Source organism: Bacillus sp. FF-1 (assembly GCF_028548245.1).
Lineage (GTDB): Bacteria > Bacillota > Bacilli > Bacillales > Bacillaceae_G > Bacillus_A > Bacillus_A paranthracis.
The window spans coordinates 962,178-972,091 of the sequence record NZ_JAQQGG010000001.1 but is presented as its reverse complement, the minus strand read 5'-3'; the positions used below and the strand labels follow the sequence as shown (position 1 = coordinate 972,091).

The window sequence follows — 9,914 nt, the reverse complement described above, 5'->3', positions numbered from 1 at the left end:
AATGAAAATACAATACTTTAAATTCACCATATCAAGGGCAACTATCCTGAAAATAGTTGAACAAAAAACGCCAGGAAATCCATATGAATTGTCAGCAACTTGGATTGAATCAATAGAAGAATACACCAAGAATGTCAGGATTTTAAGATAATAATAAAAGGAGTATATTATGAAATTAGAACCGCTTTATGCAGAAAACATTATCGTAGCCGTCATATATAAAAATGAGTTTAGATGGTATGTAACAGATAAAGAACTATGGTTTTTAGATTATAATAAATTAGATAATGCATATAAAAATTTAGGTATAAGCATTGAAGATAATGACGAAACAGAAGAAAGAAATGGAATAAAAGTATTAGATCATGAAAATGTAGAAGTATTTTTAGTAAGGATTAATAAATATAAAACAACTAAAGAAGAATTAAATTATTTACTACTTGAAAATATTAAAAGGAAAAATGCAGGAGAAGATCTATTAGATTTTAGTCCAATCTTATTAATTAACTTTGATAATAAAATACTATATTCAATGTTTCCAGAACCGGCATCATATGAAAACTATGTACCAAAAGATTGGAGTGGTACATATGAAGATTTCACTGAATTCATACCTACATCAGAGAAATATTGGATAGATAAGTTTAATAATAATTTACTTTTACTATAATTTAAGTAGGAAAATAGAGATGATAGTATAAGAATTTATTACCTTAATAGAGCTTATGAGATTAATAGAGAAGTAAATAGAGTCACTAAAGCCAGAAATAAAGGAGTAAAATAGTCATGAAATATCCATATAGTTTTGAAGTGCTTAACAGTAGTGATTTAGTTATGAGACTTCCTCAAGAAATTAAACTTGTTGAAACTTTTTTAGGAATTGAAGTTACATCTTTTGGAGATTGGATTTTAGAAGAAATACATAATGTTTTAAACGGAGAAAAAAATTATGTAGTAGTAAATGGCAACATTTGCAGTTTAGAAATTCGGAACGACACAACTACTGTGTTAGACAATTTAGCCGAAGATGGTAAAGGAGAATATTGTGAGATTGAAACAATGGAATTGGTAGAATTAATTCATATTTGGTTAAATAAACGAAAAGAATATAAGAAAGATAAAAAATAAAGGAGTGTAATAATTTAAATAACTGGCCTCTTCATGAGAAGTCGACTTTATTTTTTATTCACAAAGGGGTATTAATATATGTTCCAAACTATACGCGTAGGGTTTCCTACGCTATTTATTTTGCTCATTGAGGTCAATCTTTCCTTCCCCTCTTCTACTTTTACCGATGATACTATTCTATATCAAGACATATTTCACATAAAAAGAGAAATCATTATTTACCATATTGCCCTTAGTTACTGAAACAATTATACTAGATGTAATCAGAATAAATAATCTGAATATTCTTAGAATTAAAGGTAATAGTTTTATACTCGCACATAGAGAGGTACGTTCTATTTTCCACTAAATAGATTAGAAAACGATAATAACACATTAGGAGGATTACGATGCACCAGCTTGATTCATTACATCCCATTATAGAAAAAATAATCAACAATATTGAAAAGTTAATGGTCGGAAAACGAAAAGAAACGATCTTAGCTTTGACAGCTCTCTTAGCTGAAGGTCATGTACTATTAGAAGATGTTCCTGGCGTCGGGAAAACAATGTTAGTACGGGCACTTTCTAAATCTATTGATGCTGATTACAAACGTATTCAATTTACACCTGATTTACTTCCATCAGATGTAACAGGTGTTTCTATTTATAATCCGAAAGAGCTTCAATTCGAGTTCAAGCCTGGACCAATTATGGGGAATTTTATACTTGCTGATGAAATTAATCGTACATCTCCCAAAACACAATCTGCCTTACTTGAAAGTATGGAAGAAGGCAATATTACAATAGATGGTATGACAAGACCGTTACCAAAACCGTTCTTTGTAATGGCTACACAAAATCCGGTCGAATATGAGGGAACATATCCTTTACCAGAAGCCCAGCTCGATCGTTTCTTATTGAAGCTAAAAATGGGATATCCTTCGCCAGAAGAAGAATTTGAAATTTTAAACCGGATGGAAAAAACAAATCCCCTCTCCCATTTACAAGCTATTACTACAATAGAAGAATTACTTTATTTGCAACAAAGCGTACGGGAAGTAAGTATGGACAAAGGAATTAAGCATTACATTGTAAAGCTTGTTAGTCAGACTCGTTCTTATAGTTCTATACAACTAGGTGCAAGTCCGCGTGGCTCGATTGCTTTAATGAAAGCTTCACAAGCTTATGCATTCATCCATGGCAGAAATTATGTTATTCCAGACGATATTAAATTTTTAGCTCCTTACGTGTTAGCTCACAGACTCATTCTAAAAATGGAAGCAAAATTTGAAGGAATAACAGGGGAACAAGTTATTTCAAAAATCGTTGCACGAACTACCGTGCCGACTCAAAGGAAGATGAACCTTTAATGAAACGCACGCTACGAGCACTATATCACGTTACGAAGTTATTACTAATCCCTTTATGCCTAGTGTTAACATTTGTGTATGCTATGCTTCAAGGAGGATTTGTAAGTTGGTTTTTATTTTACAGTATGGTTCCTATTGGTCTTTATTCACTTTTACTCCCCTTCTACGCTTTACGGGGTGCTGAAGTAAAAAGAATAACAAATCAAAACGATTATGTAGCAGGAGAACGATTTGTAAGCACGATTACAATAAAAAGAAAATTTCCTTTCCCCTTACTTTATTTAGTTATAGAAGATGAACTGCCACCACACCTTACAAGTTGTAGACAAACAAAGATGAATAAAACAATACTCTTTCCAGGATTAAAACGAAATATTTCGTTTCAATATGCAATTGACACAATCCCTAGAGGAGAGCACACTTTTTCAAGCGTACGAGTCAAAACTGGTGATCTATTCAGTATGATGGAGAAAGAAGTAACTTTTTCAGTTCCGGATACATTTTTAGTCTATCCTCAGTATGTAGATATAACGTATCAGCAATTGGAAAACCATTTCGAACAAGGAGCGCTCTCAGCAAATATAAATTTCACAAAAGACTCTACCATTTCTGTCGGTGTGAGAGACTATAAACCTGGTGACCGCTTTTCATGGATTGATTGGAAAGCAACTGCAAGAACAAACAACATTATGACGAAAGAGTTTGAACAACAGCGTAGCCATAATATTATGATATTCATAGACAGAACTGAGTCCCCTCTATTCGAATCAGTCGTCACATTTACTGCCTCTATTGTCAGGGCTGTATTGAAGCAAAATTCACCAGCGTCATTTGTGTCTGTCGGAAAAGAACGAACTTTTTTCCCTTTAGACAATGGAGATAGTCAGTTGCAGCAAATCTTTTGTCATTTAGCGAAAGTACAAGCGGACAGTGTATTCCCGCTCTCCCGGAGTGTAGAAATGGAATTAAGAAAAGTTTATGAACCCGTAACGATACTACTCGTGACAAGCGATCTTTCTCCCGATATTCAAAAGGCGGCTGACTATGCCGCTATACAAAATAGAAAATTACTAGTTTTTATTGTAAAAGAAAAACCGAATCAACTCTCACATCGAGAACTAAGTATTTTAGAAACTCTACAAAAACGAAAAATATTTGTAAATGTGGTTTATGAAAACCGATATACAAATGTGTTTTTTGAGGTGAGCAAATGACAACATTACAAACAAAATACAAATGGGATATGAGCAGATTCTTCATGCATGCATGCGCATTTCTACTTTTACTAGAATGGATACGACCCCTTATAGGTATTACAAACGTAGGTAGATTAGATATTTTTGTAATATTTATAGGAATTTGCTTCACTCTTTCTTTTTTTCAAATAAGGTGGCAAATTCCACTAAAGATCGTGACGATTTTATTCATCATTCATTTCCTGTATTATAAAAATGCTTTTATTAATCCAACTTGGCTAACAAAATTTTTTACTGATATTTCTCGAAATTCCTCCCTGTTATTTCAGGGGAATTTACTAGATATTTCTCCTGTTTTTCCTACACTTTTATTTTTTTTATCATTTTGGTTTTTGAGTGCTTTCATCTCTTTTTGGATGATTCATAAAAAGCGTGGATTGTTATTTCTTATATTGACTATTATTTATATCACCGCTTTTCATAACTTACATGTATACAATGCAAACTACGCTATTATTCGTACCGTTGTCATCGGCTTTTTTATGCTGAGTCTTCTTCGCATAGAACATATAAAAGAGAGTGAGCACTTACAAAATTATGCTAGAGAAATCTCAAAACTACTTAAACCTCTTACAATATTTATTGTATTGTCAGCAACCATCGCATACTTTGCGCCAAAATTTGGCCCTCAATGGCCAAACCCAATGGATTTTTTAAAATTCAACACATCCGAATCAAGTAAAAAACAAGAAGTTTCTAAAATTGGATATGGTCTTGATGACTCAAAATTAGGCGGTCCTTTTACGGCAGATCCTACAATTGTTTTCACAGCACAAACGCAAAACAAACAATATTGGAGAGTAGAAACGAAAGATTTTTATACCGGAAAAGGTTGGGAAGTTTCTGAAAATCAAAAGAAGGTTACTTTTAAAAATAAAAACGACGTCGTGAGTTGGTACGAACAAAATACAAAAACAGAGACAACTACGGCAACAATCACCATGCAAAAAAGTTATCCGCACCTTACCTATCCAGCAGGTTTAGTATCAGTTGAGGCTTCTTCCGATGTATCATACAGCGTTGACCCATTTTCAGAAAAAATCTATACGATGGACGCAGACTCTTCCACTACTTTACATTCATATAAAGTAACATATGAGGTCCCGGAGTTTTCCATAGAAAACTTGAAAGCTGTAAAAACGAATGAAGGTCAAGAAACAAATCCTTATTTCATGACAAAGTACACGCAACTTCCCGAATCATTACCGCAGCGAGTAAGAGACTTAGCTGTTAATCTAACAAATGATAAAAACAACCGATATGATAAAGTATTAGCTATTGAAAACTACTTTACTGACCATTCTTTTGTATATGAAACAACGAATGTCTCATTCCCTACCAAACACCAAGATTATGTAGATCAATTTCTTTTCGATACAAAAAGCGGCTACTGTAATAATTTTTCGACGTCTATGATTGTTTTACTTCGTTCTGCCGGGATTCCAGCTCGTTGGGTAAAAGGTTATACAGAAGGAACACTTGATAATACGTTGGTGGGTGCGGAAGGTGAGGATGTTTATAAAGTCGCGAACGATAACGCACACTCTTGGGTCGAAGTATATTTCCCTGGATATGGATGGATTCCATTCGAACCGACAAAAGGATTTACGAATCCCTATAATTTCACAAATAATACTCCTGCTCCTACTTTACAAAATAACGAAGTATATAATTCTAATAACGAACCCATACAACAACGAAACAATGAAGCAAAGCTCAAAAGTTTAATAGAAGATACAGAAGATGCTTCTACTAAAAAGATTCCAAATTCTAAAAATGGATTTTCTTGGTGGTACGTATTCCTCTCTACGATACCGATTAGTATTATAGGATACATTCTATTCATCACTAGAATGAAATGGATTACGTTTTTTATCATTCATTTCTATAAATATCGAAAAGATGATGCCGTTTATACAAAAGCTTACGATTCACTCCTAAAACAATTTGCGCGAATTGGTATACGACGAGATGAGAGTCAAACATTCCGAGAATATGCTCTCCATGTTGATACACTTTACAACTCGGCCGATATGCAACAACTTACTTTCAGTTATGAGAATGCTATATATCAAAAAGGACAAGCCGCAGCAGAATGGAAAAAATCCGTACACTTATGGGAAGTGCTTATGAAAAAAGCTGCTTCTCCACCTAAATCAAATGACTTCCATTCAGCGATTTAATATTGACAATGTGAATGTAAATAAAATGCCTCAAAGAACAAAATAGTTCTTTGAGGCATTTTTTAATAAAGTGAAACTCCTAGTTATTCGCCAAGTACCTTCTCAATCTCAACCTCTAAATCCACCGGCTTCGTTTGCGGTGCAAAACGCCCTACTACTTTTCCGTCTTTTCCAATTAGAAATTTTGTAAAGTTCCATTTTACTGCTTTCATACCGAGTAAACCTGGTGCTTGTTCTGTCATGTATGTATACAGAGGATGAGCCTTATCACCTTTTACATCAATTTTTGCAAACATTGGGAAGTTTACACCGTAGTTTAATTCACAAAAACTAGTAATATCTGCTTCTGTTCCTGGTTCTTGCCCTCCGAATTGGTTACAAGGGAAACCGAGTATTTCTAGCCCTTGTTCTTTATATTTATCATATACTTCTTGTAATCCTTTATATTGCGGTGTAAACCCGCATTTACTAGCTACATTTACAATAAGAAGTGCTTTTCCTTCGTAATCTTTTAACGATTTTTCTTCACCTGTAATTGTTTTAGCTGAAAAGTCATAAACTGTCATTGTCCTTACCCCTCTCTTCACTATCATTCCATGTTTATACTATACTACATTCGTGAATTTACAGCTCTTATTACGTATTTCTCTCTACAATTGAAAGCGCTTTATTTTCGTTCGAAAATTCGACACAAATTACTAGACTTTTATGATGGAAAGTTTTACAATTGAATTGTGAACAAAATGTGACAGTTTATATTCTATTATTATAGAAAAGGATGGTGTTCAATATGAAAACTGCACAACATGAAACGATTTCAAATCGCGAGTTTTATTTCGTACTATATATGATGTTATTGTATGTGATTGGCTGGGTAATCGATGTAAATGGTTTATTTTTAAGCTCCTACTTTAATTTAGCGGGAGAGATTATGCTTCCATTAGTTGGCGGCATTGTTGGACTATTCGTTATGTCTATTAATAAACAACAAAGACAATAAGAACATTACAAAAAGGCAGAAGACGAAACTTTCGTTTTCTGCCTTTTTGTATTTTTAGCGTATAATAGTTACATACCGTATATAAGGAGTGGTAAAGATGAAAAAAGTAGAACAATTATCTTCTCACCTATATCTGATTGATGATTTTGATTTACAACATAATGAACGAACTGGTACGTACGTTTTATTAGGTGATGATATTACTTTAATTGAAACTTGTGCAGCCCCTTCTCTTCCGTATATTTTAGACGGCTTACAACAATTACATATTGATTTAAACGAAGTTAAAAACATTATCGTTACACATGTTCATTTAGATCACGCCGGTGCTGCTGGTTTAATGATGGAAAAATGTCCAAATGCTACTTTATATGTGCATTCTCGCGGTGCTCGTCATATGATTGACCCAACAAAACTCATTTTAGGTGCAAAAGCTGTGTACAAAGAAGATTTCGATAAACTTTTTGATCCAATTCTTCCAATTGAAGAAGAACGTGTTCATATTGTACAACATGGTGATACGTTACAAATTGCAGAAGACCGCATCCTTACATTTTATGATACACCGGGACATGCAAAGCACCATATTAGCATTCACGATTCATTAACAAACGGCATTTTTACTGGCGATACAATTGGAATTTATTATAGAGAACTCGCAGACCTTGGTGTAGAACTGTATCTACCATCAACGTCCCCTTCACAATTCCAACCAGATGCGATGATTGCTTCTAAAAATCATATTCAAAGTATGAATGTAGATACTATTTATTTCGGCCATTACGGCGCATCATCCAATGTTACAGAAGTATATAAGCAACTAGAACATTGGTTACCTATTTTCGTTCATACTGGTAAAGAGGTCTTTGAAAAATATAATGATTTCGATGAAGCTACTAAAGCTTTGCAAACTGTATTAATGGATAAGGTCTCTTCTCACCTTACAAAGTTAAACGTTCCATCAGATCATTCCGTTTATAACATTTTACATCTAGATATAGAAATTAGTGCGATGGGCATTATAGATTATTTCACGAAGCAAGAAAAAGCAAACACCACTATTAAATAACCGTAAAAGAAGAGATGTACAACAGTAGTTATTGTATATCTCTTCTTTTTTTGAATATATTTTGAGTAAAGGATGGTGGAATATAATGCAAAAAGTGATGCTATACCTCTGCTTTACATTATTGATCGTCTTATTATTATTTATCGGAGTGAAAATTCAATTTTATTTAGATACAGACGCACAAGTAAACTTTAACGTTTATCCAAGATTATTCTACTTTACACTCTTCCCTCTTATAGTCGGCATTTTATTACGATTCCTTCAATCTACTAATCGTGAAACGAGTAAACAAAACTGGCGCTTTCAACCGGATAAATTTATCGCCATTACTGTGCCTACACTATTCATTTCCTTTTCTCCAGCTCTACTCTTTTCACCAGTTGGTGCATACCTACCTTATATAACTAATATTATTCTTATCAATACAACTTTTGTTACGATAATTAGTTTAATAGCTGGTTATTCCCTTTTAGATTGTTTTATACAAAAAGATACTGCAAATATGAAAAAATATAATTGAATACTCTATTTTATTTCAATAAAAAGGCTCTAAGCGAAAGCTTTGAGCTTTTTTTAATTATCTCACCTTTTCGTCTACATACTCCATAAACTGCTCCGCTTTCATAAATCTTTCTTTATATGCCTCAGGTACTTCTTCTACTTTTATTGCACCGGTTGATTTTGTCTTCACTCGTACGATTTCATGTGTCATTAAAGCTTCCATATAGCGATCAAACTCTTCTTGCGTTAATACTTCTCTACTTGATTTATGACCATTTAATTTATCAAAGTATGGTTGAAGGCCCATACTTACCTTTTTCATTTCTTCTCTTTTTGCTGGCGATAATGCATCATAATCAATATTGCCGTTCGAATCTCCGTACGCAAGCTTTGCATTTGTTAATTTCTTTAGTTCTTTTGTAAACACTTCATATTCTTTTGTACTCATTTCATCTTTCGCTTTTGATAGCTTTGCACTAAAACGCATGTACGCCTCTAATGTCATCGTTCCAGCATGTTTTTTTAAGTTTTCAAAAGACCCGTATATACCATCTGCCATAATAGATTGATATGCAAAACCAGTTGTCGGGATTAAAAACGCCGCTGCAAGTACTCCTGCGATAAGGCGTTTCTTCTTCTTACTTCCCCCACGCTTCATTTTTATTTGAACGATTACTTTTTCTTTCAACTCCGGCGGCGCAACAATCCCCTTCGCTTCTTCTTGTATAGATTCTCGAACTCTACAATCTAAACAACTCATTTCACATTCCCTACCTCTCCTAAAAAGATTTCTTCTACTTGCTCTTTTTGACGTAGTTTCTTTAAAGCCGAATGAATTCTAGATTTCACAGTACCAATTGGAATATGTAATATTTCTGCTACTTCTTCTTGTGAGTAGTCGTGCAAGTACCTTAAAATAATAACTTGTTTCAATTTATACGGTAATTTATGAATAAGTTCGATTAGTTTTCGATTTGATATTTTACTTACAACATCGTTAGAAAAATCACTTTGTACCGGTTTTCTTTGCTCTTCTGCTTTTTTTATAATTCGTAGTCGCATCCACCTCTTTCTTCTATAAGAGTGAATTTGTTTAATTACAAGTCCAATTAGCCAAGGACGAAATGGCTTCTCGCTATCATACTTACGAAGCGATTCATATAGCTGTATGTATATTTCTTGAACGACATCATCTACATCCGCTTTATCATCTATTAAAAAATGTGCTGTCTTATATACTTCGTGAATCGTTACATCATATAATTCGCTATACGCTTCTTTATTTCCTGATAAAGTTAATTGGATCAAATCTGTATACACTGTTTCATCCTTCATATACCACCCCTCCTTTGTCTTACACTTTATATTGGCAAGTAATCTATATTTCGTTCGATTTTTTCAAAAGTTTTTTATATAAATTAATAT

General features: G+C 33.5%; 11 protein-coding genes. 8 read left to right on the top strand and 3 right to left on the bottom strand.

Going from position 1 to position 9,914, the window contains the following annotated elements; all coding sequences use genetic code 11:
* Positions 1–169 precede the first annotated feature (169 nt).
* From PQF83_RS05120 to PQF83_RS05100, 5 genes are all read left to right on the top strand, one after another.
* Positions 170–670 (top strand): hypothetical protein, encoded by a 501-nt coding sequence (locus PQF83_RS05120; protein WP_000764323.1) that lies wholly within the window; start codon positions 170–172, stop codon positions 668–670.
* Positions 671–786: 116 nt separating this feature from the next.
* The gene (locus tag PQF83_RS05115) at positions 787–1,128 is read left to right on the top strand and encodes a hypothetical protein (protein ID WP_000877041.1); all 342 of its coding nucleotides are present in this window, start codon (positions 787–789) and stop codon (positions 1,126–1,128) included.
* Positions 1,129–1,517: 389 nt separating this feature from the next.
* Entirely contained in the window at positions 1,518–2,480 is a 963-nt protein-coding gene (locus PQF83_RS05110) for an AAA family ATPase (protein WP_000553986.1), read from the top strand.
* A complete protein-coding gene (locus PQF83_RS05105) occupies positions 2,480–3,694 on the top strand; it encodes a DUF58 domain-containing protein (protein ID WP_000831664.1) in 1,215 nt (404 codons plus the stop codon). The genes PQF83_RS05110 and PQF83_RS05105 overlap by 1 nt, the downstream gene beginning before the upstream one ends.
* Entirely contained in the window at positions 3,691–5,919 is a 2,229-nt protein-coding gene (locus PQF83_RS05100; RefSeq protein ID WP_000209724.1) for a DUF4129 domain-containing transglutaminase family protein, read from the top strand. The genes PQF83_RS05105 and PQF83_RS05100 overlap by 4 nt, the downstream gene beginning before the upstream one ends.
* Positions 5,920–6,002: 83 nt before the next feature.
* On the opposite strand, the gene bsaA is transcribed toward PQF83_RS05100, so the two are convergent.
* The gene (gene bsaA, locus PQF83_RS05095) at positions 6,003–6,485 is read right to left on the bottom strand and encodes a glutathione peroxidase (RefSeq protein WP_000219435.1); all 483 of its coding nucleotides are present in this window, start codon (positions 6,483–6,485) and stop codon (positions 6,003–6,005) included.
* Positions 6,486–6,709: 224 nt separating this feature from the next.
* Here bsaA and PQF83_RS05090 point away from each other — a divergent pair, with 224 nt between their 5' ends.
* From PQF83_RS05090 to PQF83_RS05080, 3 genes are all read left to right on the top strand, one after another.
* A complete protein-coding gene (locus tag PQF83_RS05090) occupies positions 6,710–6,919 on the top strand; it encodes a DUF3925 family protein (RefSeq protein ID WP_000844978.1) in 210 nt (69 codons plus the stop codon).
* A 97-nt stretch (positions 6,920–7,016) separates the two neighbouring features.
* Positions 7,017–7,988 carry an MBL fold metallo-hydrolase gene (locus PQF83_RS05085; protein WP_000754987.1) on the top strand — a complete coding sequence of 324 codons (972 nt, stop codon included), beginning with the start codon at positions 7,017–7,019 and terminating at the stop codon, positions 7,986–7,988.
* An 85-nt stretch (positions 7,989–8,073) separates the two neighbouring features.
* Positions 8,074–8,508 (top strand): hypothetical protein, encoded by a 435-nt coding sequence (locus tag PQF83_RS05080; protein ID WP_001174553.1) that lies wholly within the window; start codon positions 8,074–8,076, stop codon positions 8,506–8,508.
* Positions 8,509–8,565: 57 nt separating this feature from the next.
* Here PQF83_RS05080 and PQF83_RS05075 read toward each other — a convergent pair whose 3' ends face one another.
* The gene (locus PQF83_RS05075; protein ID WP_001277668.1) at positions 8,566–9,249 is read right to left on the bottom strand and encodes a DUF3600 domain-containing protein; all 684 of its coding nucleotides are present in this window, start codon (positions 9,247–9,249) and stop codon (positions 8,566–8,568) included.
* A complete protein-coding gene (locus PQF83_RS05070) occupies positions 9,246–9,824 on the bottom strand; it encodes a sigma-70 family RNA polymerase sigma factor (protein ID WP_000651119.1) in 579 nt (192 codons plus the stop codon). The genes PQF83_RS05075 and PQF83_RS05070 overlap by 4 nt, the downstream gene beginning before the upstream one ends.
* Positions 9,825–9,914 lie beyond the last annotated feature (90 nt).